We start from the raw sequence: 26,133 nt of genomic DNA on the forward strand, positions 1-26,133 counted from the left end.
ACCGGAATCGGTCCGTAGGTTGGGGGAGGCAAGGCGATGGAGAGTGTTCCCGCGGTGTTCGCAGGCGCCGTGTTCGGATTGTTCGGAGCGGGCCTGCTGACGTGGACCGGGGCCCGTGCGGCGCACCGTGAGCCGGTGGCGTACGGGGCGCGCCCCGTGACGTCGGTGGTGCTCGCGGGGGTGGCCGGTGCGGGGGCCCTGGCGCTCGCCGTGTGGTGTTTCGGCCAGGTCTAGGGCCCTGGCCCCGGCCGTCCGGCTCCACCGGGCCGCCGTTCAGAGCGCGTTGCGCAGGACCGCCCAGGCCACCGCCCCGATCAGGATCGCGGCCGCGCCGCGCCCTCCGATCGGCGGCGCCCAGCGGCGCCCGCGCAGCCCCTCGTACGTCCAACACCCCAGCAGGGCAAGGACGAAGGGGGCGGCGAGCAGCAGCGCGCCGTTGTCGTGCCAGGCCATGACGTACCGGCCGTGCATCAGGTCGTAGACCATCCGGGTCCCGCCGCACGCGGGGCAGAGCAGCCCCGTGGCGAGGCGGAAGGGGCAGCCCGGCAGGGCGTGGCCCGGTTCGTGCGGGTCCGTGCCGTACAGGTACAGCGCGGCCGCGGTCCCCGCCGCGAGCACCCCGAGCGGGGCCGCCGCCGGGGCGCCGAGCGCGCTCCTGAGGCGAGCCGTGGGTGACGCGGCGCGGAGCACGGGTCAGGAGTCCCGCAGCAGGCGGCCCTGAGCGTCGGTGGCGTTGCCGCCGGCGAGCATCATGATGCCGTCGATCAGGCCCCAGACGCTGCCGATTCCACAGGTCACGATCGACACGATGAGCTGGGCGACGGCGATGCCGGTGTGTCCGGTGTAGAAGCGGCCCGCGCCGAAGAAGCCGAGGAAGATGCCGAGGAGACCCGCGGCGAGCTTCGTCTTGTCCGAGTACGGACGGCCGTACGGGTCGTAGCCGTAGGGCGCGGCCGGGTCGTAGGGCATGCCCATGCCGGGGCCCATGTTCGGGGCGCCCATGCCGGGAGCTCCCATGCCGGGGCCGGGCGGGGGCGGGTACGCGCCACCGCCGGCCGGGGCGGAGCCGGGGTAGGGGTAGCCGTAGCCGGGCTGACCGGGCTGGCCCTGCGGCGGCTGACCGGGCTGGCCGGGAGGCGGCGTGCCGTAGCCGGGCTGCGAGCCCTGCTGCGGGTAGCCGTACGGCTGGCCCTGCGGCGGCTGGCCCGGCTGGTCGGCCGGGGGCTGGTTGTACGGGTTCCCGCCGGACGGGTCCTTGGGGGGCTGGCCGTACGGATTACTGTCGGACATGTCCGGAAGCTCCTGGATAGTAATACCTTGGGGACGAGCCGGAGGCTTCCCGTGGGCTCCCCCAGCCATGCGCCATCTTGTCAGGAAGGGATAAACGGGCGGGTCCGAGGGCACGGGACCGCTATGTATCGGGGTGGGGCCTCACCGGTCCGGGGGCAGGATCACGAGGAGTCGGGTTACCGTTCCGAGTGGCTGCTGCGTGCTTTTCCCGTTTGACACACCGGCGGGAGGTACCGTCACACTCCGCAGCAGTGCCGCAGAAACGGCACGATCCCGCGGGAGAAAGCCATCGAAGAGGCCCCGAACCGCCGACCGGAGAGAAGAGCGAAGTTGTCCCCGACCAGCGAGACCGCACAGGGCGGCCGCCGACTCGTCATCGTCGAGTCGCCCGCCAAGGCGAAGACGATCAAGGGCTATCTCGGCCCCGGATACGTCGTCGAAGCGAGCGTCGGGCACATCCGCGACCTCCCCAACGGCGCGGCCGAAGTGCCGGACAAGTACACCGGGGAGGTGCGCCGCCTCGGAGTGGACGTCGAGCACGACTTCCAGCCCATCTATGTCGTGAACAGCGACAAGAAGGCGCAGGTCAAGAAGCTCAAGGACCTCATGAAGGAGTCCGACGAGCTCTTCCTCGCAACCGATGAGGACCGCGAGGGCGAGGCCATCGCGTGGCACCTCCAGGAAGTCCTCAAGCCGAAGATCCCGGTCCACCGGATGGTCTTCCACGAGATCACCAAGGACGCGATCCGGTCCGCCGTCGCGAACCCCCGTGAGCTGAACAAGAAGCTGGTCGACGCCCAGGAGACCCGACGCATCCTCGACCGCCTGTACGGCTACGAGGTCTCGCCGGTCCTGTGGAAGAAGGTCATGCCGCGCCTGTCGGCGGGCCGTGTCCAGTCCGTCGCCACCCGCCTCGTCGTCGAGCGCGAGCGCGACCGCATCGCCTTCCGCTCGGCCGAGTACTGGGACCTGACCGGCACGTTCGCGACGGGCCGCGCCGGTGACTCCTCCGACCCGTCCTCGCTGACCGCACGCCTGAGCGCCGTCGACGGCAAGCGCATCGCGCAGGGCCGCGACTTCGACTCGCTCGGCCAGTTGAAGGCCGGTTCGGCGAACACGCTGCACCTGGACGAGACGAACGCCCGTGCGCTCGCCGCCGCCCTTCAGGACACGCGGTTCTCCGTACGCTCCGTCGAGTCCAAGCCGTACCGCCGCTCGCCGTACGCCCCGTTCCGTACGACGACGCTGCAACAGGAGGCCTCGCGCAAGCTGGGCTTCGGCGCGAAGGCGACCATGCAGGTCGCCCAGAAGCTGTACGAGAACGGCTTCATCACCTACATGCGTACGGACTCCACGACGCTGTCGGACACGGCCGTCGCGGCCGCCCGTTCGCAGGTCACGCAGCTCTACGGCAGCGACTACCTGCCGGACAAGCCGCGTACGTACGCCGGCAAGGTCAAGAACGCGCAGGAGGCGCACGAGGCGATCCGTCCCTCGGGCGACCGCTTCCGCACGCCCGCCGAGACCGGCCTGACCGGCGACCAGTTCAAGCTGTACGAGCTGATCTGGAAGCGCACCGTCGCCTCCCAGATGAAGGACGCGGTCGGCAACAGCGTCACGGTCAAGATCGGTGGCACGTCCGCCGACGGCCGCGACGCCGAGTTCAGCGCCTCCGGCAAGACGATCACCTTCCACGGCTTCCTGAAGGCCTACGTGGAGGGCGCCGACGACCCGAACGCGGAGCTGGACGACCGTGAGCGCCGTCTCCCGCAGGTCGCCGAGGGCGACGGCCTGTCCGCCGAGGAGATCTCGGTCGACGGCCACGCCACCAAGCCGCCCGCGCGCTACACCGAGGCCTCGCTCGTCAAGGAACTCGAAGAGCGCGAGATCGGACGCCCGTCTACGTACGCGTCCATCATCGGGACCATTCTGGACCGTGGATATGTGTTCAAGAAGGGGACGGCGCTCGTGCCCTCCTTCTTGTCCTTCGCCGTCGTCAACCTGCTGGAGAAGCACTTCGGCCGGCTGGTCGACTACAGCTTCACCGCCTCCATGGAGGACGACCTCGACCGCATCGCGCGCGGTGAGGCGCAGGCCGTTCCGTGGCTGCGGCGCTTCTACTTCGGTGAGGGCTCCGACGGCCAGGGCGGCGCCGCCGACGCCGGGAACGGTGACGGGGACCACCTCGGCGGCCTCAAGGAGCTCGTGACCGACCTGGGCGCGATCGACGCCCGCGAGGTCTCGTCGTTCCCCGTGGGCAACGACATCGTGCTCCGCGTCGGCCGCTACGGCCCGTACATCGAGCGCGGCGAGCGCGACTCCGAGAACCACCAGCGCGCCGACGTCCCCGAGGACCTCGCCCCGGACGAGCTGTCCGTGGAGTACGCCGAGGAGCTGCTCGCCAAGCCGAGCGGCGACTTCGAGCTCGGCGCGGACCCGGAGACCGGTCGCCAGATCATCGCCAAGGACGGCCGCTACGGCCCGTACGTCACCGAGGTGCTCCCCGAGGGCACCCCGAAGACCGGCAAGAACGCGGTGAAGCCGCGCACGGCCTCGCTCTTCAAGTCCATGGCGCTCGACACGGTGACGCTGGCCGACGCCCTGAAGCTGATGTCGCTGCCGCGCGTCGTCGGCCAGGACGCCGAGGGCGTCGACATCACCGCGCAGAACGGCCGGTACGGCCCGTACCTGAAGAAGGGCACGGACTCGCGCTCCCTGGAGACCGAGGAGCAGCTCTTCAACATCACGCTGGAAGAGGCCCTGGAGATCTACTCCAAGCCGAAGCAGCGCGGTCGTGCGGCCGCCAAGCCGCCGCTGAAGGAGCTCGGCACCGACCCGGTCAGCGAGAAGCCCGTCGTGGTGAAGGACGGCCGCTTCGGCCCGTACGTCACCGATGGCGAGACCAACGCGACGCTGCGCTCGGGGGACTCCGTGGAGGAGATCACGGCGGAGCGCGGGTTCGAGCTGCTCGCCGAGAAGCGGGCGAAGGGCCCCGCCAAGAAGAAGACCGCGGCCAAGAAGGCGCCCGCCAAGAAGACCGCCGCGAAGAAAACGGCGGCGAAGAAGACGGCCGCCAAGAAGACGACCACGGCGAAGAAGACCGCGGCCAAGAAGACGACGACCGCGAAGACGGCCGCCAAGAAGACCGCTCCGGCCGAATAGTCGGCGGAGTGGCCGACCGGATGGTCGGCGGCTCAGCGGAACGAGTGCCTCCCCGTGATCCGTGCGGGGAGGCGTTCACACCGGGAACACACCTTCGGTGTGTCAGCGGGTCCCTATAGGCTGGACGAATGACCCGTGCCGAGCAGCCAACGGACCCCAACACGGCCCCAGACGACGCCCTGGTCGCGGACTCCCGAGAGCGTGCGGTGCGCGCCTTGTTGCGCGTACCTCAGTTGAAGCGACTGTGGTCGGCGCAACTCGTCGGCGGAGTCGGCGACGTGATCGGGCTGCTCGTCCTTGTGGTGCTGGCGGTGCAGACGGCCATCCCCGAGGAGTCCTTCGGCGGTGGATACCGGGGCGTGGCCTTCGCCGTCGCCGCCGTGTTCGGGGCGCGCATCCTGTCGACGCTGCTGTTCGGCGCCGTCCTGCTCGGGCCGCTCACCTCGCTGACGACGCCCGGCGGACCGCTCGACCGGCGCTGGACCATGGTCGGCGCCGACGGAGTGCGGGCCGCGCTGCTCATCGTCGCCCCCCTGTGGATCGACTGGGTGCCGGACAACGCGCTGGCGATGCTCCTTGTGACCGCGTTCGTCGGCGGTGTCGCCGAGCGCTTCTGGACCGTCGCCAAGGCGAGCGCGGCGCCCGCGCTGCTGCCCCCGCCGCCGCTGGAGGGCGCGGCCGTCCGGCCGCTGCCCGACCACACGGACGCGCTGCGGCGGCTCTCGCTGCGCACCGGATTCGTCGCCGTGCCGCTGGGCGCGGCCGGCCTCGTCGTCGTCACGCTGGTGCAGAACCTGCTCGGCGCGGGCGTCGACTGGTTCGCCTCGCACCAGGTGGCGCTGTCCTCCTACGTAGGGGCGGGCCTCTTCGCCGCCTCCCTGTCGGTCGTGTTCTTCCTCGAACTGCCCGACACGCAGACCCCGCGCGCGCGGTCGCCGCTGGAGGGGCTGCGCAGGCCGAACACCGGCACGGGTGTGGACAAGGGCCGCACCGGCGCGATCCGGCTGCTCGTCCTCGCCTGCTCCTGCGTCGCCGGGGCGATCGCGGCGGCCGTCGCCGTGTCCGTGCTGCACGCCAAGGACCTGGGCGGGGGCCCGGTCACGTTCGGGCTGCTCGTGCTCGGCCTGACCGGCGGCACCGTCGTCGGCATCCGCACGGCGCCCAAGGTGCTGCCGCCGCTGTCGCGGCGCCGCCTCTTCGCGCTCGCCATCACGCTCACGGGCATCGCCCTGCTCGCCGCCGGCCTGGTGCCCGACGTCACGAGCGTGATCCTGCTCGTGACCATCGCCGGAGTCACCGCCGGCATCGCGGCGAACACCGGGCACGCGCTGCTCGACCAGGAGACCGAGGACCACCGTCGTGCGCGCACGACCGAGCACCTCCAGGCCGTCGTACGGGTGTGCGTCGCGCTCGGCGCGCTGCTCGCGCCCGTCCTCGCCGCGCTGATCGGGCCGCACCACCTGGAGAGCGGAAAGTTCGTCTTCGCGCACGGGGGCGCCGCGTTCACGCTCATGCTCGTGGGCGCGCTGCTGCTGCCCGTCGCCGCGCTGGTGCTCGCCAAGGCCGACGACCGCAGCGGAGTGCCGCTGCGGCACGACCTGCGGGACGCGCTGCGCGGCGGGAACGACCCGGTGCAGGCCCCGGCCGCGACCGGCTTCTTCATCGCCCTGGAGGGCGGGGACGGCGCCGGGAAGTCGACGCAGGCCGAGGCGCTCGCGGAGTGGATCCGCGGCAAGGGCCACGAGGTCGTCGTCACCCGCGAACCGGGCGCGACGCCGGTCGGCAAGCGGCTGCGGTCGATCCTCCTGGACGTCTCGTCCGCCGGTCTCTCGCACCGCGCGGAGGCGCTGCTCTACGCCGCCGACCGCGCGGAGCACGTCGACACGGTCGTCCGGCCCGCCCTGGAGCGCGGCGCCGTCGTCATCTCCGACCGGTACATCGACTCGTCCGTCGCCTACCAGGGCGCGGGCCGCGACCTGTCGCCGACCGAGGTCGCCCGGATCAACCGGTGGGCCACGAGCGGCCTGGTACCGAACCTGACCGTGCTGCTCGACGTCGACCCGGAGGCCGCCCGCGAGCGGTTCACCGAGGCGCCCGACCGGCTCGAGTCGGAGCCGCTGGAGTTCCACACGCGCGTGCGCTCCGGTTTCCTGACGCTGGCGGCGGGCGACCCCGGCCGCTACCTGGTGGTCGACGCGGGCCAGGAACCGGAGGCCGTCACGACGGTCGTACGGCACCGGCTCGACATGCTGCTTCCGCTCTCCGAGGCCGAGATCAAGGCGCAGGAGGAGGCCCGGAAGGCCGCCGAGGAAGAGGCGCGCCGCAAGGCCGAGGAAGAGGCCGCCCGCAAGGCGGAGGAGGAGCGCCTGGAGCGCGAGCGCCAGGAGCAGCTCGCCAAGCTGCGCGCCGAGGAGGAGGAGCGCAAGCGCCGCGAGCTGGAGGAGGCGCAGCGCCTGGAGGCCGAGCGGCAGGCCGAGGAGGCACGGCAGCGCGCCGAGGAGGAGCGCCGCAGGGCCGAGGAGGAGCGGGCCCGCCTCAAGGCCGAGGCAGAGGCGCGCGCCGCCGAGCAGGAGCGGCTTCGCAAGCAGGCCGAGGACGAGGCGCGGCTGCGGGCCGAGGCCGAGGAGCGGCGCCTGGAGAAGCAGCGCAAGGCCGAGGAGGCCCTGCTGCGCGCGGAGGAGGCGCGGCGGCTCGCGGCGCAGGCCGCCGAGCAGGCGCAGCGCAGCGCGGGCGCGCCGACCGCGAACCTCCGCAAGGTCGAGCTGCCGAGCGAGGCCCCGGGCGACGCGGCCGCGGACGACGCGGTGCCGGACAACGAGACGACGGTGCCGACGCCGATCGTCGACTTCACCAAGGCTCCGGAGCCGTCCTCGGACGCCGCGGAGACCACGGTGCTGCCGCAGTACCGGGACACGGCGGACGCCGAGGAGACGACGCAGCTGCCGCAGCCGCCCGCGCCCGGCGCAGCGGACGAGACGGCGGTCCTTCCGCAGGTGTCCGAGCCGGCGGACCGGGTGCCGAGCGGCTACTTCCGCGACGAGCGGGAGGGGTCCAACGAACGTACGGCGGAGCTGCCCCAGGTCGACGAGAACGGCAGGCCGCGGCGGCCCCGGCCCGACTGGGCGGAGGAGACGCCGCTGGACGACCTGCCGTCGCTGGCGGACGAACTGCTCGGCGGGCACGAGGACGAGGACGACCGGGGCGGACGGCGCCGCTAAATCAAGCCCGCCTTTCGTACGAGAGCCCGCGGGATCCGGGGCAGAGCCCCGCGACCTGGGCACGGTTCCGGTGATGTCAGTGGTGCCCGGCACAATGGGGTGCGCTGGGATCGGCAGGAGCAAGGGACGGTGACCGCATGGCCGTGTGGGACGACCTGGTGGGTCAGGACCGGGTGACCGCGGAGCTGAGCGCGGCCGCGCAGGACGCGGACGCGCTCGTGACGGCGGCCGCGGCCGACACCCCGCCGCCCGCCGCGTCGAGGATGACGCACGCCTGGCTGTTCACCGGTCCGCCGGGAGCCGGCCGGGAGACCGCGGCCCGCGCGTTCGCCGCGGCCCTCCAGTGCGTCAGCCCGGACCGCGCCCTCGGCGGCGCCCCCGGCTGCGGATTCTGCGACGGGTGCCACACCGCGCTGCTCGGCACGCACGCGGACGTGTCGACGGTGGCCGCGGTCGGCTCGGAGATCCTCGTCAAGGACATGCGTGACACGGTCCGCAAGTCGTACACGGCACCCGCCGTCGGCCGCTGGCAGGTGATCCTCGTGGAGGACGCCGAGCGGCTCAACGAGAAGTCGGCGAACGCGGTCCTGAAGGCCGTGGAGGAGCCGGCGCCGCGCACGGTGTGGCTGCTGTGCGCGCCTTCTGTGGAGGACGTCCTCCCGACGATCCGCTCCCGCTGCCGCCTGCTCACCCTGAGCACGCCCGCCGTCTCGGCCGTCGCCGACATGCTCGTACGACGTGACGGCATCGAGCCCGATGTCGCCGCCGCCGTCTCCCGCGCCACGCAGGGCCACATCGACCGGGCCCGCCGTCTGGCCACGGACCCGCGCGCGCGGGAGCGCCGGGCCGCCGTCCTGAAGGTGCCGCTGCGCGTCGAGGAGGTCGGCGGCTGCCTCAAGGCGGCGCAGGAACTGGTGGACGCGGCCGCCGAGGACTCCAAGCAGCTCGCCGAAGAGGTCGACACCAAGGAGACGGAAGAGCTGAAGGCGGCGCTCGGCGCGCAGAGCGGCGGGCGGATGCCGCGCGGCACCGCCGGGGTCATGAAGGACCTCGAGGACATGCAGAAGAGGCGCCGCACGCGCTCGCAGCGCGACAGCCTCGACCTCGCGCTCACGGAGCTGACCGGGGTCTACCGGGACGTGCTGGCGATGCAGCTCGGCTCGCGCGTGGACCTGGCCAACATCGAGATCCAGGACACGTTGGAGCGGGTCGCCCGCAGTACGTCGCCGGAGTCGACGCTGCGGCGGATCGAGGCGATCGGGGCGTGCCGGGTGGCGTTGGACGGGAATGTGGCGCCGCTGTTGGCGGTGGAGGCGATGACGATGGCGCTCCGCGCGGGTTAGCGGTCGGGTACGGGGAGCCGTTCCCTCAGCCGTCGGGTACCGGGCGCCGCCCCCACGCCACGGGGCTCCGCCCCGGACCCCGCGCCTCAATCGCCGGCGGGGCTTGAGTTGTCTCGCCGATACGCAATGTGACCAGTTGTCCGCGGAGCGTTACGCTCGCTCGATGTACTCCTGGCGCCACCCCCTCGCCCCACGCCGCCGACCCGCCGCGCTCGCCGTCGCCGGTGGGCTGTTGCTCGCCGCCATCTCCGCCTGCGCGTCGGGCAGTTCGGGGAGCCCGGGTTCCTCGCTCGCCGCGCTGCCCCGCGCCACACCGGCCGACCTGGCCCCGTATTACGACCAGACCCCGAAGTGGCACGAGTGCGGCGTGCCCGGATTCGAGTGCGCCACCCTCAAGGCGCCGCTCGACTACGACAAGCCGTCCGCCGGCGACATCGACCTCGCCGTCTCCCGGAAGAAGGCCACGGGCCCCGGCAAGCGCCTCGGCTCGCTCCTGGTCAACCCGGGCGGCCCCGGCGGCTCCGCGATCGGCTATCTCCAGTCGTACGCGGGCATCGGCTACCCGGAGAAGGTCCGCGCCCGCTACGACATGGTCGCCGTCGACCCGCGCGGCGTCGCCCGCAGCGAGCCCGTCACCTGCCTCGACGGCAAGCGGATGGACGCATACACGCAGACCGACGTCACCCCGGACAACACGGCCGAGCGGGCCCGCCTGACCGCCGCCTACAAGGGGTTCGGCGCCGGCTGCGAGACGACGAACCGCACATCCGGCCGGGTCCTGCCGCACGTCTCCACGGTCGAGGCGGCCCGCGACATGGACCTCGTACGCGCGGCGCTCGACGACGAGAAGCTCAACTACGTGGGCGCCTCGTACGGGACGTTCCTGGGGGCGACGTACGCGGGCCTGTACCCGGAGCGGGTCGGCAGGCTCGTCCTGGACGGCGCGATGGACCCCTCGCTGCCCGCGCGCGAGATGAACGAACAGCAGACCGCCGGCTTCGAGACGGCGTTCAAGTCCTTCGCGAAGGACTGCGCGAAGCGCTCCGGCTGCCCCCTCGGCACCGGCGCCCCCGCCGCGTCGAGCAAGCGCCTCAAGGACTTCTTCGCCACCCTCGACCGCAAGCCGATCGGCACCGGCGACGAGCACGGCCGCAAGCTCGGCGAGGCCCTCGCGACGACCGGCGTGATCGCCGCGATGTACGACGAGGGGGCGTGGCCGCAGCTGCGCGAGGCGCTCACCGCGGCGATGAAGCACAAGGACGGCGCGGGCCTGCTCGCCCTCTCCGACAGCTACTACGAGCGCGACCCCGACGGCACGTACTCGAACATGATGTTCGCCAACGCCGCCGTGAACTGCCTCGACCAGCCCCCGTCCTTCACCTCGCCCGAGGAGGTGGAGAAGGCGGTCCCCGACTTCGAGAAGGCCTCCCCGCTGTTCGGTGAGGGCCTCGCCTGGTCGTCCCTGAACTGCGGCTACTGGCCGGTGAAGGCGACGGGCGAGGCCCACCGCATCACCGCCGACGGCGCCGCCCCGATCGTGGTGGCCGGCACCACCCGCGACCCGGCGACCCCCTACCGCTGGGCGAAGTCCCTCGCCTCCCAGCTCTCCTCCGGCCACCTCCTCACGTACGACGGCGACGGCCACACGGCGTACGGCCGCGGCAGCGACTGCGTGGACGGAGCGATCGACGACTACCTGCTCACCGGCACCCCTCCGGCCGACGGAAAGCGCTGCTCGTAGTGCGTGTCCCCTGGTCATAAAGGCTGTACGGAGCACCCCCGCGGAGCGTGTAGGATTGGCGACGTTGCTGACGCACTCCGGTGCGCGCGGCGGCGCCGCCTTAGCTCAGATGGCCAGAGCAACGCACTCGTAATGCGTAGGTCTCGGGTTCGAATCCCGAAGGCGGCTCAGGCAGGGAACCCCAGGTTGGAATCCATTCCGACCTGGGGTTCTGTCGTTCCAGCGGATGCGGCGACGACGGCGCGCACGGGCCGCGCGGCGGTCCGCGGTCTCGGTTCTACTTGGCGTCCGCGTAGCACTCCACGACCGCCACCGTGAACGGGAAGCGCACCGGTGTCTCGCCGAACGCGATCCGGCCCGCGAGGTCGGCGGCCTCGCGGATCGCCGCGCTCACCTTCTCGGCCTCGTCCTCGGGGCAGTGCACGATCACCTCGTCGTGCTGGAAAAAGACCAGCTCGGCTGCCATGGAAGCAAGGTCGCGGCGCAGTGCGGCCAGTACCAGGAGTGTCCAGTCGGCGGCGCTGCCCTGCACGACGAAGTTCCGGGTGAAGCGGCCGCGGGCGCGCGAGTTCGACGAGGCGTAGCCGTAGGCGGAATCCCCGGCGGACGACGGCTGTTCGGGCTCGTCCTGGGGGATGCCGGCCTCGTCGGGTTCGGCGGAGCCGACGGCGGGTGGGCAGGTGCGGCCGAGCCAGGTGCGGACGAGGCGGCCCTCCTCGCCCGCGCGTGCCGCCTCGTCCACGTACGCGACCGCCTGCGGGAAGCGGCGCCGCAGCAGCGCCAGGTTCTTCAGGCCGTCGCCCGAGGTCTGCCCGTATATGGCGCCGAGCACGGCCAGCTTGGCCTGCCCCCGGTCACCGGCGAACGCCCGGTCGGAGACGGCCTGGTAGAGGTCGGCGGCCTGCCCGGACACCTCCATGAACGCGGGGTCGCGGGAGATCGCGGCGAGCACCCGCGGCTCCATCTGGTCGGCGTCGGCCACGACGAGCCGCCAGCCCGGATCGGCCACCACCGCGCGGCGGATGACCTTGGGGATCTGGAGCGCGCCCCCGCCGTTCGTCGTCCACCGCCCCGAGACCGTGCCGCCCGGCAGGTACTCGGGTCTGAACCGGCCCTCCCTGACCCAGTCCTGCAACCAGGACCAGCCGTGGGCCGTGTAGATCCGGTACAGCTTCTTGTACTCGATCAGCGGCGGTACGGCCGGGTGGTCGATGTTCTCGATCTCCCAGCGGCGGGTGGAGGTCAGCTTGATGCCCGCCTGGGCGAAGGCCTTGATCACGTCCGCGGGGAGGTCGGGGCGCACCGGTCTGCCGAACGCCGCTGACACTTCGTCCGCCAGCTCCGCGAGGCGGCGCGGCTCGCCGCCGCCCCCGTACCGCTCGCCGAGCAGCTCGCCGAGGACCGCGCGGTGCACGTCCGCCCGCCACGGCAGGCCCGCCGTGTGCATCTCGGCGGCCACCAGCATGCCCGCCGATTCGGACGCGGTGAGCAGCCGCATCCGGCCCGGGTGGGCGGTGGCGTCGTGGCGGCGCTGCTGCTCCGCGTACACCTCGACGAGGTCGGTCAGCGATACGTCCACGGGTGGGCGGGGCTCGAAGAGGGAGGACTGGGAGCCGGGGGCGGCGACGCGGGGCGGGGGATCGGGCGGTACGGGGGCGCCCTTGAGGCGGGCGAGGGCGGCTGCGGCGGAGCGGGGGTCGCCGTGCCGTCCCTCGTGCGCGACCAGGAGGTTCTCGGCGGCCTCGATGTCGTAGCACCGCTCCACGCGGACGCCCGCGGCGAGCAGCTGGGGGTATACGGCGTGGGTGTCCCGCCAGACCCACCGGGTGACCTCCGGCCGGGAGCGGACGGCTTCCGCGAGATCGGGTTCCCGTACGACCGGTCCGGCGGGCAGCCCGTCGGGGCCCAGCGGCACCAGGTCGGCGCCGCCGCGCTCGGTGGGGGCGAGAGCCCATCGTCCGGTCACGCTGCCGAGTGTCACACCCGGCACTGACAATCTTCCTGCGGCGACGGCGTTGCGGCCTCGGGGCTCCGCCCCGGACCCCGCGCCTCAATCGCCGGCGGGGCTTGATTTTGCCCACCCGCCGCAGGGGCGATTCAGCTGTCGCCGCCCTCGTCGATCAACCGGCGGACCTCCCGGTCGATCAGGCCGAGCCGCGCCTCCGCCACCAAGGGGACCGCCCTGCGCTGGCGGCGTGCCTCGTGCACGTCGATGTCGACCGTCACGAGCCCCGGCTCCCACTGCGGCGCCTGCGCCACCACCGTGCCGCGCGGGTCGACGACGCGGGAGCCGCCCCAGAAGGACGCCCCGTTCTCGTTGCCGACGCGGTTCACGAAGACGACCCAGCACTGGAGCATCTTGGCCGTGTAGGACAGGAGCGTGTCCCAGTAGAGGGTCGTGTCCATGGCCTCCGGGTCGAGCGTCGCCGCGCTGTTCGCGGGGACGAACAGGACCTCCGCACCGTCCTGCACCGCCAGCCACGGAAGCACCGGCTGCCACGCGTCGTTGCAGACCAGCGTCGCGGCCCTGCCGTGCTCGCCGGGCAGGTCGTACGCGCGGGAGTGCTGGCCGGGGCTGACGTGCTTGCGCTCCTCCCAGGCCAGGTAGTTCGGGAGGTACAGCTTGCGGTGGGCGTGCAGCAGGGCGCCGCCCGCGTAGTAGGCGGACGTGTTGTACGCACGCAGGCTGGTGTGCTCGTGCAGGCCCACCATGACGTCCGGGCCGTCCGGGGACGTGAGGCCGAGCAGGCGCGGATCGTTCGTGGCGATCGACGTGTCCGACTTCAGGCCGCCGAGGTGGTAGCCGTGCAGGCTCAGTTCGGGAAAGACGACGAGGTCCGCTCCCTGGGCCCTGGCCTGCGCGATCTGTTCGCGGGCCGTGTCCAGGTTGGCGTCCACTTCGCCGAGTTCGCAGTCGGTCTGCGCCAGTGCCACTCTCATGCTCTTGAGCCTCGCATGTCGCGGCGGCCCCTGGCATCTCGGTGGGCCGCAACCGTTCGGGTGGGCGGGACCGTCCTCGTAACCGAAACGTTCAAGAAGATCATCGTCGCGCAGAAGGGACCACCCCCCACCGTGTCCACCACCCGCCGCGCCATCCTCGCCACCGCGACCGCCGTCGGCGCCACCGCGCTCGCCGGTACCGCTTCCGCCGCCCCTCGGGCGGCATCCGGCACCGCGCACGCCGCCGGTCCGGCCGACGGCCGCTTCGCCGCCCTGGAGCGCGCGCACGGCGCCCGCCTCGGCGTGTTCGCGCACGACATCGGCACCGGGCGCACCGTCCGGTACCGCGCCGACGAGCGCTTCCCGATGTGCTCCACGTTCAAGACGCTCGCCGTCGCCGCCGTGCTGCGCGACCTCGACAAGGACGGGGAGTTCCTGGCCCGCCGCGTCCACTACACGCAGGCCGACATCGACCGCGCGGGCGGCGCCCCGGTCACCGGGAAGCCGGAGAACCTCGCGCACGGCATGACCGTCGCCGAGCTGTGCGGCGCCGCGATCTCGTACAGCGACAACACCGCGGCCAACCTCCTCATGGAGCGCCTCGGCGGCCCCACCGCCGTCACCCGCTTCGCCCGCTCGACCGGCGACCGCACGACCCGCCTCGACCGCTGGGAGCCCGAGCTGAACTCGGCCGAGCCGGGCCGGATCACCGACACCAGCACGCCCCGCGCGATCGGCACGACCTACGGGCGTCTGGTCCTCGGCGACGCCCTCGCGCCCGCCGACCGCGACCGGCTGACCAAGTGGCTGCTCGCCAACACCACCAGCGGTGAACGTTTCCGCGCGGCCCTGCCCGCCGACTGGCTGCTCGGCGACAAGACCGGCACGGGCAGGTACGGCACCGCCAACGACGTCGGCATCGCCTGGACGCCGGACGGGGCGCCGGTGATCCTCTCCGTCCTGTCGACCAAGCCGGACGGCGACGAGGACACCGAGGGCGACAGCCCGCTGGTGAAGCGGGCCGCCGAACTGATCGTGGAACGCCTGGCCTCCTAGGGCTGGGATCATGGCCGGATGAGCGGTACGAGCAGTGACAGCACGGTCGGGCGGGCCTTCGCCGCCGCCCTCCACGACGGCGGCGACCTCGACACCGGGGCTTCGCTGCTCGCCGCGGACCCGTCGTCCGACACGGAACTCGCCCTGCGGGGACGGGAGTTCGTGCGGCGGGCGTGGGAGCGCGGCTGGCAGCCGGCCGACGTGCTGCGGATGGTCGTACGGCAGGAGGGCCTGGACGCGGGCCACGAACGGCTCGCGGCCCGCCTGATCCGCACCGAGACCGAGCGGTACGAGCACCTGCCGCCGCGCTGGTCCGCCCAGCTCGCCGAGCTGCCGGCGGACGGGCCCGCGCGCACGGACCGGTTCTCGTACGCGACGACCGCCCTGGAGCTGTACCGGCTCCTTGCGCGGCTGCCCGCGATCGAGCCGGTCGGTCCGGTGCCGGGGGAGTCGGTCACCGTCCCCGTGGCGGGCGAGCCGCGCGCCCTGGCGAAGATCCGCGCGCTGCTCGCCAAGGCGGAGCGGACCGGGTACCCGCCGGAGGCGGAGGCGCTGTCGGCGAAGGCGCAGGAGCTGATGGCCCGGCACTCGGTCGACGAGGCGCTGCTCGCGTCCCGTACGCACGCCAAGGACACGCCCGCCGCCTGCCGGATCGGCGTCGACGCCCCCTACGAGACGGCGAAGGCGGTCCTCCTCGACGCGGTGGCCTCGGCGAACCGCTGCCGCGCGGTGTGGAACTCGGCGTTCGGCTTCTCGACGGTGGTCGGCTTCGAGCCGGACCTGGAGGTCGTCGAGGTGCTCCACACGTCGCTGCTCGTGCAGGCCACGGCCGCGATGACGCGCGCCGAGGCCGAGCAGCGGGCGGGCGGCCGCAGGCGCACGAAGACCTTCCGTCAGTCGTTCCTGGCCGCGTACGCCCACCGCATCGGGGACCGTCTCGCCGCCGTCGCCGACCAGGTGACGGAGTCGCTGGGCGACGCCCTCCCGGTCCTCGCCGCCCGCGACGTCGCCGTCACGGACCGGGCCGAGGAGCTGTTCCCCGAGACCGTGACGACCCGGATGAGGGGCGTCACCGACGAAGCGGGCTGGACCGAGGGCACCGAGGCGGCCCGGAGGGCCCGGCTCGACGGGTGAGCCGGCGTCAGGCGGCGGCGCGCTCGATGCGGTCGAGCAGCCGGTGGTGCCGGACGGCGTGCGCGAAGTCGGGGACGACGGACGTGCCCTCGGCCAGATCGCGCCGGAGCTGGGCGTAGGCGGCGCCCACGTTGTACGCGTCGGTGCCGCGCAGCTCCGCGAGTTCGGGCTCGAAGTGGCGCTCGGGGACGGTGATCACGGTGGGCGCGGTGTCGGCGCCGCGCGCCCCGCTGAGGGTGTACTCGCCCATCTGGAGGTGGCCGTGGTCGCCGGTGAGGATCAGATCGCCCTCGGTGCCGTTGATCTCCCAGTGGAAGTTCGTGCCGCGCGACTGACCACCCCGGAAGTGCACGGAGGCCACCGCGCCGGAGGCCAGCACCCCGCCGAGCACCACCTGGTCGGCGACGTCGGGCCGGTGGATCCCGCCGGTGCGCGGGTCCTTGATCTCCCGGTGCCGGGTCGCGGTAACGGCACGGAGGGGAGCGGCCTCGTCGAAGTCGCCGAGGACCGAGGTCAGACCGTCGAGGGTGTGCCCGAACGGGATGGTCAGCATGTTCGCCCCGGAGGCCCGGTCCAGGAGATACGCGCCGCCCTCGGGGAACTCCGCTCCCCAGCCGCGCCCGGACGCCACGAGGCTCGTGGACAGCACCTCGCCCACGTAGCCCTCCGCGACCAGATCGCGCAGGTGGCGCACGACCGGGGCGGAGCGCGCCTGTAGCCCGGTGAAGGTGCGTACCCCGCGGTCGGCGGCGAGCGCGGCGAGCGCCTCGGCCTCGGCGGGCCCGACGCCCAGCGGCCACTCGGAGAACACCGCCTTCCCCGCGGCGAGGGCGGACTCGATGATCTCCCGGTGGTCCGGCACCTTGACGGTGACCACGACGAGGTCGACCTCGTCGGAGGCGGCCAGCTCGGCGGCGGTGCCGAAGGAGTGCGCGATGCCGTACTTCTCGGCGGCGGCCCGCGCGGATTCGGCGCTGCTCGCGGAGAGTGCGCGCACCTCGAAACCCTTGAGTCGGCGCAGGGCGGGCAGGTGGGCACGGGAGGCCCAACCGCGTTTCGCGGAGAGACCGACGATGCCCACACGGACCGGAGACGGCTGGGACAGGGGCATGACGGGACTCCTCCGCGAGGCCATGAGGCAGTAGAGTGTTTGATGATCAACGAACATTCGGAGTGTACGCACGGCATCGAACACTCGGCAAGGGGTGTCCGGGAGCCGGCTCACCCGAGGACAGGGAGGACGGCATGGCGGCGGCGCGGGCAGCGGCGGAGGGTACGGCGAGCGGGCACCGGGCGGCGCCCGTGCACGTCGATCCGGTGGATGTTCCGCTGGAGGCGGCGCTCGTCGCGCTCGCCGACCCCGTACGGCGCACGCTCGTGCGGGAGCTGGCCGGGGCCGTCGACTGGGAGCGGACCTGCGGCACCTTCGACGTGCCGGTCACCAAGGCGACGCTGAGCCGGCACTTCGCCGTGCTCCGGGAGGCGGGGCTGCTCGAACAGCGGGACGCCGGGCCCAGGCGCCTCAACCGGCTGCGCCGCGCCGAGTTCGACGCCCGTTTCCCCGGTCTCCTGGACCTGGTGCTCCGCGAAGGGGAGTAAGGCCCGCCGTCCGGAACGGCCAATGCCCGTATTCTGGCGAAATGAGCTGGTTCCGGGCGTTGAAGGTGACCACGCGCTCGGGCCTGACCGTGGAGCGCAAGCGTCTCGAACCGCTGATCGCCCTGCGCGGCGCCGCGGGGCTCGCGATCGTGATCGCGGTGAGTCTGTCGCTGTTCGGTCCCGCGGTGGCGGCCGGTTCCGCGTTCGGCGCGTTCCAGGCGGCCATCGCCACGTTCCAGCGGAGCTGGCGGCCGCGGCCCGAACTCGCGCTCGCCTCCGGCGCGAGCCTCGGCATCTCGACGTTCCTCGGCTATCTCACCGGCTCCCACCTCGTCTTCTTCCTGCCGCTGCTCGCCCTGTGGACGTATCTCGCGGGGCTCGCCTGGGCGGCCGGGCCGACCATCGGCATCATGGCGTCGTCGAACGTCGCGATGATGCTGGTGACCATCACCCTGCCGACGACGATCGCCGAGGCCGCGGGCCACGCGGCGATGATGGTCTTCGGCGGCCTGGTCCAGGCGGCCCTGGTGATCCTCTTCCCCGTACGGCGGTGGGGGGCGCACCGTGACGCCCTCGCCGACGCGCTCGCGGCGGAGGCGGACTACGCGCGGCGGCTGCGGCACGATCCCGTCGCCGCGTTCGATCCGGAGCCGCTGATGCTGGCGCGCAACGCGGCCGCGCTCACGCCGCGGCAGGCCAGGACGCGGCCCGCGCAGCTGCACGGTGCGCGGGGGGTCGCGGAGCGCATCCGCCCGGTCCTCGCCTCGCTCGCCGATCCGGCGGTCGGGGTGCCGGAGGAGGGGCCCGAGCGGGACCGTGTGCGGGAGTTGCTGGCGGCGGCGGGGGCGATTCTGGACGCCGCGGCGAGGGCCATCCGGCACGGGTCCCGGGTGGAGGTGCCGCCGGATGCGATCGCGGCGTTCCGGTCCCCGGATACCGGGGGCATTCTGTCCGGGCCGCCGCAGCGTGCGGCCAACCGTCTGGGGTCGCTTCTGCGGGATGTCCTGGAGACGGCGGGCGGGGTGCGGCTGTCCGACGAGTCAGGGGACCCCGTCCCCACGCCACGGGGCTCCGCCCCGGACCCCGCGCCTCAATCGCCGGCGGGGCTTGATTTTGCCCACCCGCCGGACGGGCAAGAAAGTGCCCACCCGCCGGACGGGCCTGATGATGCCGACCCAGCCTTGGGCAATCTGCCTTCCCCAAGCTCTGCGACAGGCTCCGAGCAGGGGAGACCCCATCGGGCGGCAGGGTGGGCAAGGCGGCCCACGGTGCCGCGCGCCGATGACGACGCCGCCGACCCCGGCACCGCACGGGGCTCCGCCCCGGACCCCGCTGCTCAATCGCCGCAGGGGCTTGAGGGACCCGCCCAACCGCTTCGGCGGCCCAGTGTTTTCACGTTGCTGCCCGTCGCCGTGCGGGCCATCCGGCGGGAGGCCCGGCCAGGGTCCCCCGTGCTGCGGCACGCGAACCGCGTCGCCGCGGTCGCCGTCGCCGGGTACCTCATCGGCGAGGTCCTCCCGTACGGCCACGGCTACTGGGCCCCGATGTCCGCCGTGATGGTGATGCGGCCCGATTTCTCGCAGACGTACTCCCGCGCCGTCGCACGATTCGGCGGCACGCTCGTCGGCGTCACCGCGGCCACCGCGATCCTCCAGCTCGCGCACCCCGGCACGTATCTCTCCGCGCTGCTCGCCGTGGTGTGCGCGGCGCTGATGTACCTGCTGATGCGCACGGGACAGCTCGCCGCCCAGGCCTGCGTCGCCATGTACGTGGTGTTCCTGCTCGGCATGGGCGGCCAGGAGTGGAGCCAGACGGTCCCCGAACGCGTCGTCCTGACACTGGTCGGCGGCGTGCTCGCGATGCTGTCGTACGCCCTGTACCCGGCCTGGGAGACCCCCCGCCTGCGCACCCGGCTCGCCGACTGGCTGGCCGCGCTCGGCGAGTACGCCGCCGCGGTCGTCGCCCACTACGCGAGCCCGGCGGGCAAGAGCTGCCCGGACGTGCGCGAGGCCCTGCTCAAGGCCCGGGACGCGCACATCGCCTGGGAGCAGGCCGCGGCCCGCGCCAAGACCGAACCCGTACGGCACCGCGGCCTTTCCAACGCCGCCGCCGACGAGGCCGCGCACGCCCTGCACCACATCGGCCGGGTCGTGATGCTGATGGAGGCGCACCTGCCGGAGCGCGGTGCCACCCCGGTGCCCGCCGCGGACGCGCTCGCCGACGCGCTGCGCGCCGCGACCCGCGACGGTGCCCAGGCCATCCGCGAGCGCCGGATCCCGCGCTGGAAGCCGGTCCGCGAGGCCCTCGAAGCGTGGGACGGCGAGGGCGTCCCCGACCGGGTGGTGCGCCGCGGGGCGGGGCTGTTCCTCGAAACGCTGGAGGAACTCTCCGACGCCCTGGACACCGACGTGCCGCCGATGACCAGGGAGTCGACCGACCAGCGGTGACACCAGGGGCGGCTCAGTTCGTCGGGAGGCCGCTGGGCAGCCCGGTCGGCAGCTCGCCGCCCTTCGCCTTCTTGAACGTGTCCTGCTTGCCGCCGTCCCACGAGACCCGCATCGTGCCGCCGTCGTTGGACTCGACCGCGCCCTTCGTGCGGTCGGTGTTCCCGTCGGCGCACCTGAGCGTGATCGCCGGCTTCCCGGTGCCCGCCAGGGTCCCGGTGCACAGGTGTCCGTCGGCGGTGGTCAGCGCGGCCTGCCTCGCGCCGACGACGAGGACGACGGGCTTGCCGCCGCCGGACGCCTTCCACACACCCTCGGCATCCTTCGCGGTACCGGGCCCGGCCGCCGACCCGGCGGACGACTCCTCGTCGGGTGCCGACGAGCTTCCCTTCGAGGCGGAGTCGGAGGCAGCGGACGAGGCCGAGCCGGAACCCTTCCCCTGGTCCTTTCCGCCGTCGCCGCCGTCGTCGCCCCCGCCGCTGCACCCGCCGAGGGCGAGCGCCACCACCAGGGCGGCAGCGCCCACTCCGCACCGCACGGTCCTGCTGCGCACAACGTCTCCCAACCTCAGTACGTCTCAGTACGTCCTCAGAACGGGAACTGCGAGCGTCCCCGCTGCACCGATATCCACTTCTGCGTGGTGAACGCCTCCAGCGTCGCCTCGCCGTTGAGCCGCCCGATTCCCGACTGCTTCTGCCCGCCGAAGGCGACGAGCGGCTCGTCGTGCACGGTCCCGTCGTTCACATGGAACATGCCGGTGTCGATCCGCTGGGCGAAGGCCACCCCGCGCTCCACGTCGCCCGTGTGCACGGCGCCGCTCAGCCCGTACGGGGTGTCGTTCGCGATCCGCACCGCCTCCTCGTCCCCGTCGAACGGGATGAGCAGGGCGACGGGCCCGAAGATCTCCTGCCGCAGGACGGGGGAGTCGGCGGGCAGCCCGGTCAGCACGACCGGTTCCACGATGTTCCCGTCCACGCCCCCGCGCACGAGAGCGGTGGCGCCCTCCGCGACCGCGGTGGCGACGACGCTCGAAATCGCCTCCGCCTGTGTGGAGTTGATGACCGGACCGATGACGGTGGCGGGATCGCGCGGGTCGCCCGACTTGAGGGAGGAGACCTTCGCCACGAACTTCTCCGTGAACTCCTTCTCCACCTTGCGGTCCACGAGGATCCGGTTCGCCGCCATGCAGACCTGGCCCTGATGGACGTACCGGCTGAAGACCGCGGCGTCCACGGCGTAGTCGATGTCCGCGTCGTCGAGCACGGTCAGCGCGCTGTTGCCGCCGAGTTCGAGGATCGACTGCTTGAACTGCGCGGCGCACACCGTCGCGACGTGCCTGCCGACCTGGTCGGAGCCGGTGAAGGAGATGACCTTGGGCACGGGGTGGGTCAGGAACGCGTCGCCGATCTCGGCGATGTCGGTGATGACGACGTTGAGCAGACCGGCCGGCAGGCCCGCGTCCTCGAAGAGCTTCGCGATCAGCGAACCACCGGTGACCGGGGTGTTCTGATGCGGCTTGAGGACCACGCCGTTGCCGAGCGCGAGCGCGGGCGCCACGGACTTCAGCGACAGCAGGAACGGGAAGTTGAACGGCGAGATGACCCCGACGACCCCGACCGGCACCCGGTACAGCCGGTTCTCCTTGCCGTCCACCGGCGAGGGGATCACGCTGCACTGCGGGCGCAGCGCCAGCTGGACCGACTCGCGCAGGAACTCCTTGGCGAGGTGCAGCTCGAAGCCGGCCTTGACCCGCGTACCACCGAGCTCGTCGATGATCGCCTCGGTGATCTCCTCCTCGCGCTCCTCCAGGAGGCGCAGGGTGCGCTCGAAGACGGCGCGGCGCGCGTACGCGTTGGTGTCCGCCCAGTCCTTCTGGACCCTTTCGGCCGCGCGGTACGCCTCGTCTATCTCTTCCACGGAGGCGACGGTGATGGAGGCGAGTTTGTCACCGTTGTAGGGATTGAAGTCGATGATGTCCCACGCCCCGCGTCCGGGACGCCACGAGCCGTCGATGTATTGCCGGTCCAGTTCCGTGAAGTAGGACATGTAATCCCTTGCTGCAGCGCCGGGCACCTCTGATGCACGTCATCGTACGGGCGGGTAATGACAGTTGCAGCAGGAGTTCCGTCAACTCACAGCAGGCTCAAGCCAATTCGGACAACGCGTCACGGAGCAGTCGCACACTGTCCTCGGGCGAGGGGCACTGGGCCGAGAGTTCCGTCATGGCCTTCTCGTACTGCGTCACGTCCTCGCGCTTGTCCAAATACAGGGCGCTGGTGAGCTGTTCGAGGAAGACGACGTCCGAGAGATCGGACTCCGGGAACGTGAGAATGGTGAACGTGCCGGACTCGCCCGCGTGCCAGCCGTGGCTGAACGGCATGATCTGAAGGGTCAGATGGGGGAGTGACGCCAGCTCGACGAGATGCTCCAGCTGTCCGCGCATCACCTCGCGCCCGCCCTGCACGCGCCGCACCGTGGCCTCGTCGAGCACGATGTGCACCTCCGGCGCCCGCTCGTCGACCAGCAGCTTCTGCCGTTCGATGCGCAGCGCGACCCGCCGCTCGACGTCCTCGCGCGGGGCCCCCTTCATGCCCTGCTCGACGACCGCGTGGGCGTACCCCTCGGTCTGGAGCAGGCCGTGCACGAACTGGGCCTCGTAGCCGCGGATCTGGGTGGCCGCGCCTTCGAGCCCGAGATACGTCGGGAACCAGCCGGGCAGTACGTCGCTGTAACTGTGCCACCAGCCCGCGACGTTGGCCTCTTTCGCGAGCGAGAGCAGGGCGGAGCGCTCCGCCTCGTCATCCACCCCGTACAGCGTCAGCAGGTCGGCGACATCGCGCGTCTTGAAGCTCACCCGTCCCAACTCCATGCGGCTGATCTTCGATTCGGAGGCGCGAATCGAGTAGCCGGCGGCCTCGCGGGTGATCCCGTGCGATTCCCGCAGGCGCCTCAGTTGCGAGCCCAGCAGGATGCGTCGCACCACCGAGCCCCCACCAGAGTTCAGCGCCTGGGGCGACCCCCATGCCTCCCCAGCGGTCACGTCTCTTCATCCTCCCCATTGGTCCACGGCCGAAGTCTGCCATCAAAACGCTCCAGCCTGTACTCGTTCGGTTACAGAAACGGAAAGATCACGAACTACATGCGCAAGAAGTCGTAGGAAGAAAAGAGCGAGAAGCGGTACGTCGCTGCTCAAGTCGGGCGCGTGCACGTGCATCTGCCCTTGCATCCGCTGTACGCATTCGGAACGATGGCGCCACCACCGCTCGCTGCGTACTGCGAAAATGGGAGTGCCTCGCATGGGGACGGACGGATCGACCATGCTTGAGTCTTTAGACGCATGGAGGCAGAGCCTGCCTCCGGTCGATCCCTCGGCCGTCTCCAGTACCGCGTCCTGTGCTCTGCCCGCCCGCTATGAAGCGGTGCGCTGCGCACGGGAGTTCAGTCGCAGGACGCTCGCCGACTGGGAGGCGCTGGAGCGCTTCGACGACATCTGCCTCGTCGTCTCCGAACTCGTCACCAACGCACTGCGGCACGGCCTCCCGGCGGACACGCCGCACGGCCACGACCCTCCCGTACGGCTCCATTTGATGCACTGGTCTTCGCGCGTAGTGTGCGCGGTCCGTGACCCCAGCGACGACAGTCCGGTCGCTCAAGAGGTGGACATCGACGCCGACTTCTCGGCGGAGTCGGGGCGCGGTCTGTTCCTCGTCGACTCCTTCGCCGACAGCTGGGGCTGGCACCCCTTGGCCGGAGCGCTGAGCGGAAAGGTCGTCTGGGCGCTCTTCAGGTTCTGACGGCCGCCCTATTGAGGTCGCGTCAGGCCCCGGCCGTCAGATGGTCGAATTCCCCGTCCTTCACGCCGAGGAGCATCGCCTCTATCTCCGCGGGCGTATAGACGAGCGCGGGCCCTTCGGGAAAGTTCGAGTTGCGCACGGCGACCCTTCCGCCGGGCAACTTCGCGAACTCCACGCAGGAACCCTGCGAGTTGCTGTGCCTGCTCTTCTGCCAGACCACTCCGTGCAACTCCGTGGCCGCCATGCCGTTGTACACGTGGTGCACGGTTCGCTCCCCGGTGGTGCTGTCAGTGCTGTAACAGTGAATGATTCTGTGGTCAATGCGAAAGCCGGGGCGGCAATGATCAACTGCCCCAACTGTCCAGGATCATAGCTGCGTTCAAATGCCCATGCATGGGCAGATGCACGTGCACGCGGGGTGTTCTCGCAGTTACAGCTCGGAAAGCGCCTGCCCCAGTGCCCGCATTACATGCGACCGCCATCCACCGTCCATGATCTTTCGAGCCATCGCCTGCGCGGGGTCGTCCGGATCGAATCCTTCATGAACCAGGAAAAGCCGCGTCCCACGGCCTTCGGCGTACAGAGTCCAAGTGATCGTCCAGTCCGCGGAATTGGCCGGATCTCGATCCGCCCAGCGCATCCTCAGCATCCGCCCGTCCTCGTAGGCGAGCACCTCCGCCTCGACCGTGCCGGAGAAACCGGTGTTGGGGCGCGGCACCGCCGTCATCGTGTAGCGGTGTCCGACCACGAGCCGGAACCCTTCGCTTCCCGGCATCATCCAGCGCCGGATCAGCTCGGGTTCGGTCAGCGCGCGCCACACCTTGGCGGGCGGGTGGGGGAAGAACTGGTCGACGGTGATGGTCGTGGGGTCGGGCGTCGGGCCGGGCTCAGGGGTGCTCATGAGGCGTCATCGTCGGGCATGGCGTCCAGTACGTCGCCGAGGTCACTCAGCTTCTTCCGCCAGAATCGCTCATAGGGATGCAGCCAGTCCTGCACGTCGGCGAGCGGGGCGGCCTCCAGGCGGTAGATCCGCTGCCGGCCCGAGCGCTCCTCGGAGACGAGGCCCGCCTCGCGCAGCACCCTCAGGTGTTCGGAGAGGCTGGGCCGGGCCATGTCGAAGCGGTTCGCCAGTGCCCCGGCCGGCTGTGGTCCCAGCTCCCGCAGCAGGTGGAGGATCTCGCGCCGGGTGCCGTTGGCGAGCGCGGCGAAGATCCGGTCCGGGTCCTGGCCGGTGGCGGTGCGCGCGCTCGCGGGGTTCATGGCGGTCAGAAGCTCCCTGTCTCGTTCTCGGTGATCAGCATCAGGCCGTTGCCGTCCGGGTCGCTCAGGCCCGCCATCCGCCCCCACGGCAGCTGTTCGGGCCCGCTGACCTCGACGCCCGCGGCCTTCAGGCGCTCGCAGTCGGCGTCGACATCGGTCGTGACGAACATGATCCCCCGCGCCGATCCGGGCGTGAAATCGCCCATGCCGGGTCCGGCCAGCGTGAAGACGGTCTGGGCGCCCGCGGGCGCGACCTGAAGCCAGCGGCCCGGCGGCATCTCCCGGTCGACGACGACGTCAAAGCCGAGCACGTCGACGTAGAAGCGCAGGGCGCGGTCCTGGTCGGCGACGGGGAGGGTGAGGAAGGAGGCGTGGGTGATGTTCATGCGCCCGAAGATACGTAGGAATTTCCCTAAGCGTCAAACGTAGGGGAATTCCTACGCGTTTCCGTGCGGAGCTTGACCGGCGGCGGGCTCCTGTGCCCCGACGTCTACGCTGGACCGCATGTCAGCGATCCGTCTGCTGGTTCTCGGGGCCGTACGCCAGCACGGCCGCGCGCACGGCTATCAAGTACGCAACGACCTGGAGTACTGGGGCGCCCACGAGTGGTCGAACGCCAAGCCGGGCTCGATCTACCACGCGCTCAAGCAGATGGCGAAGCAAGGACTGCTGCGTGCCCACGAGGTCGCGCCCTCCACGGCCGGCGGCCCGCCGCGCACCGAGTACGAGCTGACGGAACAGGGGCAGGAGGAGTACCTCGCCCTGGTCCGTGAGTCGCTGACCTCGTACGACCAGCGGCCCGACATCCTCACGGCGGCGCTCGGCTGCATGGTGGACCTGCCGCGCGACGAGGTCGTGGGTCTGCTCAAGGAGCGGGTGCGGGGCATGGAGGAGTGGCGGCGCTCCGTCACGGAGTACTACACGCCCGAGGAGGGCCCCGAACAGCTGGGCCACATCGGCGAGATCATGAACCACTGGGTCTTCTCCGCCGACACCGGCGCGCAGTGGACCAAGGGCCTGATCGCCCGCATCGAGGGGGGCGCCTACACCTTCGCGGGCGAGGGCGAACCCTTCGTCGGGGTGCTCGCGGAGGGGCAGGAGAACCCGTACGCGGCGGGTGAGCAGGCCGCGGGGAAAGACCGCTAATCAAGT

General features: G+C 71.8%; 23 protein-coding genes and 1 tRNA gene. 12 read left to right on the forward strand and 12 right to left on the reverse strand.

Going from position 1 to position 26,133, the window contains the following annotated elements:
* Nucleotides 1-36: 36 nt before the first annotated feature.
* Entirely contained in the window at nucleotides 37-234 is a 198-nt protein-coding gene (locus ACNYS0_RS22685) for a hypothetical protein (protein WP_422408112.1), read from the forward strand.
* A 39-nt stretch (nucleotides 235-273) separates the two neighbouring features.
* Here the strand turns inward: ACNYS0_RS22685 and ACNYS0_RS22690 are convergent, their stop codons facing one another.
* Nucleotides 274-690, reverse strand: a complete 417-nt coding sequence (locus tag ACNYS0_RS22690) for a DUF2752 domain-containing protein (protein WP_422476312.1) — start codon at nucleotides 688-690, stop codon at nucleotides 274-276.
* Nucleotides 691-693: 3 nt separating this feature from the next.
* Nucleotides 694-1,290 (reverse strand): TM2 domain-containing protein, encoded by a 597-nt coding sequence (locus ACNYS0_RS22695; RefSeq protein WP_422476314.1) that lies wholly within the window; start codon nucleotides 1,288-1,290, stop codon nucleotides 694-696.
* 330 nt (nucleotides 1,291-1,620) lie between these two features.
* On the opposite strand from ACNYS0_RS22695, the gene topA reads away from it, so the two are divergent.
* The 5 genes from topA (at nucleotide 1,621) to ACNYS0_RS22720 (ending at nucleotide 10,922) form a co-directional block, all read left to right on the forward strand.
* Complete coding sequence (gene topA / locus ACNYS0_RS22700) at nucleotides 1,621-4,452, forward strand: type I DNA topoisomerase (RefSeq protein WP_422476316.1); 2,832 nt, start codon at nucleotides 1,621-1,623, stop codon at nucleotides 4,450-4,452.
* A 128-nt stretch (nucleotides 4,453-4,580) separates the two neighbouring features.
* Nucleotides 4,581-7,670 (forward strand): dTMP kinase, encoded by a 3,090-nt coding sequence (gene tmk, locus ACNYS0_RS22705; RefSeq protein ID WP_422476317.1) that lies wholly within the window; start codon nucleotides 4,581-4,583, stop codon nucleotides 7,668-7,670.
* Between the two features lie 137 nt (nucleotides 7,671-7,807).
* Complete coding sequence (locus ACNYS0_RS22710) at nucleotides 7,808-9,013, forward strand: DNA polymerase III subunit delta' (protein ID WP_422476319.1); 1,206 nt, start codon at nucleotides 7,808-7,810, stop codon at nucleotides 9,011-9,013.
* A gap of 163 nt (nucleotides 9,014-9,176) precedes the next feature.
* Nucleotides 9,177-10,754: an alpha/beta hydrolase gene (locus ACNYS0_RS22715; protein WP_422476321.1), complete on the forward strand. Its 1,578-nt coding sequence runs from the start codon at nucleotides 9,177-9,179 to the stop codon at nucleotides 10,752-10,754.
* A gap of 94 nt (nucleotides 10,755-10,848) precedes the next feature.
* Nucleotides 10,849-10,922 (forward strand) — tRNA-Thr (locus ACNYS0_RS22720).
* Nucleotides 10,923-11,031: 109 nt separating this feature from the next.
* Here ACNYS0_RS22720 and ACNYS0_RS22725 read toward each other — a convergent pair.
* Both ACNYS0_RS22725 and ACNYS0_RS22730 read right to left on the reverse strand, forming a co-directional pair.
* Nucleotides 11,032-12,720: a bifunctional 3'-5' exonuclease/DNA polymerase gene (locus ACNYS0_RS22725; RefSeq protein WP_422476323.1), complete on the reverse strand. Its 1,689-nt coding sequence runs from the start codon at nucleotides 12,718-12,720 to the stop codon at nucleotides 11,032-11,034.
* Between the two features lie 131 nt (nucleotides 12,721-12,851).
* Nucleotides 12,852-13,694 carry a nitrilase-related carbon-nitrogen hydrolase gene (locus ACNYS0_RS22730; protein WP_422476325.1) on the reverse strand — a complete coding sequence of 281 codons (843 nt, stop codon included), beginning with the start codon at nucleotides 13,692-13,694 and terminating at the stop codon, nucleotides 12,852-12,854.
* 132 nt (nucleotides 13,695-13,826) lie between these two features.
* Here ACNYS0_RS22730 and bla point away from each other — a divergent pair, with 132 nt between their 5' ends.
* Nucleotides 13,827-14,750, forward strand: a complete 924-nt coding sequence (gene bla, locus ACNYS0_RS22735) for a class A beta-lactamase (protein WP_422476327.1) — start codon at nucleotides 13,827-13,829, stop codon at nucleotides 14,748-14,750.
* A gap of 18 nt (nucleotides 14,751-14,768) precedes the next feature.
* The gene (locus ACNYS0_RS22740) at nucleotides 14,769-15,884 is read left to right on the forward strand and encodes a DUF2786 domain-containing protein (protein WP_422476329.1); all 1,116 of its coding nucleotides are present in this window, start codon (nucleotides 14,769-14,771) and stop codon (nucleotides 15,882-15,884) included.
* 7 nt (nucleotides 15,885-15,891) lie between these two features.
* Here the strand turns inward: ACNYS0_RS22740 and ACNYS0_RS22745 are convergent, their stop codons facing one another.
* The gene (locus tag ACNYS0_RS22745; RefSeq protein ID WP_422476331.1) at nucleotides 15,892-16,995 is read right to left on the reverse strand and encodes a Gfo/Idh/MocA family protein; all 1,104 of its coding nucleotides are present in this window, start codon (nucleotides 16,993-16,995) and stop codon (nucleotides 15,892-15,894) included.
* A 134-nt stretch (nucleotides 16,996-17,129) separates the two neighbouring features.
* Between ACNYS0_RS22745 and ACNYS0_RS22750 the strand changes: the two genes are divergently transcribed.
* A complete protein-coding gene (locus tag ACNYS0_RS22750) occupies nucleotides 17,130-17,483 on the forward strand; it encodes an ArsR/SmtB family transcription factor (RefSeq protein WP_422476333.1) in 354 nt (117 codons plus the stop codon).
* A gap of 41 nt (nucleotides 17,484-17,524) precedes the next feature.
* A complete protein-coding gene (locus ACNYS0_RS22755; protein WP_422476335.1) occupies nucleotides 17,525-19,930 on the forward strand; it encodes an FUSC family protein in 2,406 nt (801 codons plus the stop codon).
* A gap of 13 nt (nucleotides 19,931-19,943) precedes the next feature.
* Here the strand turns inward: ACNYS0_RS22755 and ACNYS0_RS22760 are convergent, their stop codons facing one another.
* The 3 genes from ACNYS0_RS22760 to ACNYS0_RS22770 form a co-directional block, all read right to left on the reverse strand.
* Nucleotides 19,944-20,480, reverse strand: coding sequence for a hypothetical protein (locus ACNYS0_RS22760; RefSeq protein WP_422476336.1), 537 nt, complete (start codon nucleotides 20,478-20,480; stop codon nucleotides 19,944-19,946).
* A gap of 35 nt (nucleotides 20,481-20,515) precedes the next feature.
* Nucleotides 20,516-21,973, reverse strand: a complete 1,458-nt coding sequence (locus ACNYS0_RS22765; protein ID WP_422431175.1) for an aldehyde dehydrogenase family protein — start codon at nucleotides 21,971-21,973, stop codon at nucleotides 20,516-20,518.
* A 97-nt stretch (nucleotides 21,974-22,070) separates the two neighbouring features.
* Nucleotides 22,071-22,967 carry a helix-turn-helix domain-containing protein gene (locus ACNYS0_RS22770; RefSeq protein WP_422476337.1) on the reverse strand — a complete coding sequence of 299 codons (897 nt, stop codon included), beginning with the start codon at nucleotides 22,965-22,967 and terminating at the stop codon, nucleotides 22,071-22,073.
* Nucleotides 22,968-23,223: 256 nt separating this feature from the next.
* Here ACNYS0_RS22770 and ACNYS0_RS22775 point away from each other — a divergent pair, with 256 nt between their 5' ends.
* Nucleotides 23,224-23,721 (forward strand): ATP-binding protein, encoded by a 498-nt coding sequence (locus tag ACNYS0_RS22775; RefSeq protein ID WP_422476338.1) that lies wholly within the window; start codon nucleotides 23,224-23,226, stop codon nucleotides 23,719-23,721.
* A gap of 22 nt (nucleotides 23,722-23,743) precedes the next feature.
* Here the strand turns inward: ACNYS0_RS22775 and ACNYS0_RS22780 are convergent, their stop codons facing one another.
* The 4 genes from ACNYS0_RS22780 to ACNYS0_RS22795 form a co-directional block, all read right to left on the reverse strand.
* Nucleotides 23,744-23,986: a DUF397 domain-containing protein gene (locus ACNYS0_RS22780; protein WP_422408062.1), complete on the reverse strand. Its 243-nt coding sequence runs from the start codon at nucleotides 23,984-23,986 to the stop codon at nucleotides 23,744-23,746.
* 165 nt (nucleotides 23,987-24,151) lie between these two features.
* Nucleotides 24,152-24,622, reverse strand: a complete 471-nt coding sequence (locus ACNYS0_RS22785; RefSeq protein ID WP_422476339.1) for an SRPBCC family protein — start codon at nucleotides 24,620-24,622, stop codon at nucleotides 24,152-24,154.
* The gene (locus ACNYS0_RS22790) at nucleotides 24,619-24,981 is read right to left on the reverse strand and encodes an ArsR/SmtB family transcription factor (protein WP_422476340.1); all 363 of its coding nucleotides are present in this window, start codon (nucleotides 24,979-24,981) and stop codon (nucleotides 24,619-24,621) included. Before ACNYS0_RS22790 ends, ACNYS0_RS22785 begins: the two co-directional genes overlap by 4 nt.
* Before the next feature lie 5 nt (nucleotides 24,982-24,986).
* On the reverse strand, nucleotides 24,987-25,367 hold the full coding sequence (locus ACNYS0_RS22795; RefSeq protein WP_422476341.1) for a VOC family protein: 381 nt from the start codon (nucleotides 25,365-25,367) through the stop codon (nucleotides 24,987-24,989).
* Between the two features lie 118 nt (nucleotides 25,368-25,485).
* Here ACNYS0_RS22795 and ACNYS0_RS22800 point away from each other — a divergent pair, with 118 nt between their 5' ends.
* Nucleotides 25,486-26,127 carry a PadR family transcriptional regulator gene (locus tag ACNYS0_RS22800; RefSeq protein ID WP_422476342.1) on the forward strand — a complete coding sequence of 214 codons (642 nt, stop codon included), beginning with the start codon at nucleotides 25,486-25,488 and terminating at the stop codon, nucleotides 26,125-26,127.
* Nucleotides 26,128-26,133: the final 6 nt, after the last annotated feature.

It is taken from the genome of Streptomyces anthophorae, assembly GCF_049310305.1.
Lineage (GTDB): Bacteria > Actinomycetota > Actinomycetes > Streptomycetales > Streptomycetaceae > Streptomyces.

Bases quoted from the DNA above. Each gene is read 5' to 3' on its own strand.
- ACNYS0_RS22685 (WP_422408112.1), top strand. From the start codon at position 37: ATGGAGAGTGTTCCCGCGGTGTTCGCAGGCGCCGTGTTCGGATTGTTC.
- ACNYS0_RS22695 (WP_422476314.1), bottom strand. From the start codon at position 1,290: ATGTCCGACAGTAATCCGTACGGCCAGCCCCCCAAGGACCCGTCCGGC.
- tmk (WP_422476317.1), top strand. From the start codon at position 4,581: ATGACCCGTGCCGAGCAGCCAACGGACCCCAACACGGCCCCAGACGAC.
- ACNYS0_RS22710 (WP_422476319.1), top strand. From the start codon at position 7,808: ATGGCCGTGTGGGACGACCTGGTGGGTCAGGACCGGGTGACCGCGGAG.
- ACNYS0_RS22715 (WP_422476321.1), top strand. From the start codon at position 9,177: ATGTACTCCTGGCGCCACCCCCTCGCCCCACGCCGCCGACCCGCCGCG.
- ACNYS0_RS22730 (WP_422476325.1), bottom strand. From the start codon at position 13,694: ATGAGAGTGGCACTGGCGCAGACCGACTGCGAACTCGGCGAAGTGGAC.
- ACNYS0_RS22740 (WP_422476329.1), top strand. From the start codon at position 14,769: ATGAGCGGTACGAGCAGTGACAGCACGGTCGGGCGGGCCTTCGCCGCC.
- ACNYS0_RS22745 (WP_422476331.1), bottom strand. From the start codon at position 16,995: ATGCCCCTGTCCCAGCCGTCTCCGGTCCGTGTGGGCATCGTCGGTCTC.
- ACNYS0_RS22750 (WP_422476333.1), top strand. From the start codon at position 17,130: ATGGCGGCGGCGCGGGCAGCGGCGGAGGGTACGGCGAGCGGGCACCGG.
- ACNYS0_RS22755 (WP_422476335.1), top strand. From the start codon at position 17,525: ATGAGCTGGTTCCGGGCGTTGAAGGTGACCACGCGCTCGGGCCTGACC.
- ACNYS0_RS22765 (WP_422431175.1), bottom strand. From the start codon at position 21,973: ATGTCCTACTTCACGGAACTGGACCGGCAATACATCGACGGCTCGTGG.
- ACNYS0_RS22775 (WP_422476338.1), top strand. From the start codon at position 23,224: ATGGGGACGGACGGATCGACCATGCTTGAGTCTTTAGACGCATGGAGG.
- ACNYS0_RS22785 (WP_422476339.1), bottom strand. From the start codon at position 24,622: ATGAGCACCCCTGAGCCCGGCCCGACGCCCGACCCCACGACCATCACC.
- ACNYS0_RS22790 (WP_422476340.1), bottom strand. From the start codon at position 24,981: ATGAACCCCGCGAGCGCGCGCACCGCCACCGGCCAGGACCCGGACCGG.
- ACNYS0_RS22795 (WP_422476341.1), bottom strand. From the start codon at position 25,367: ATGAACATCACCCACGCCTCCTTCCTCACCCTCCCCGTCGCCGACCAG.
- ACNYS0_RS22800 (WP_422476342.1), top strand. From the start codon at position 25,486: ATGTCAGCGATCCGTCTGCTGGTTCTCGGGGCCGTACGCCAGCACGGC.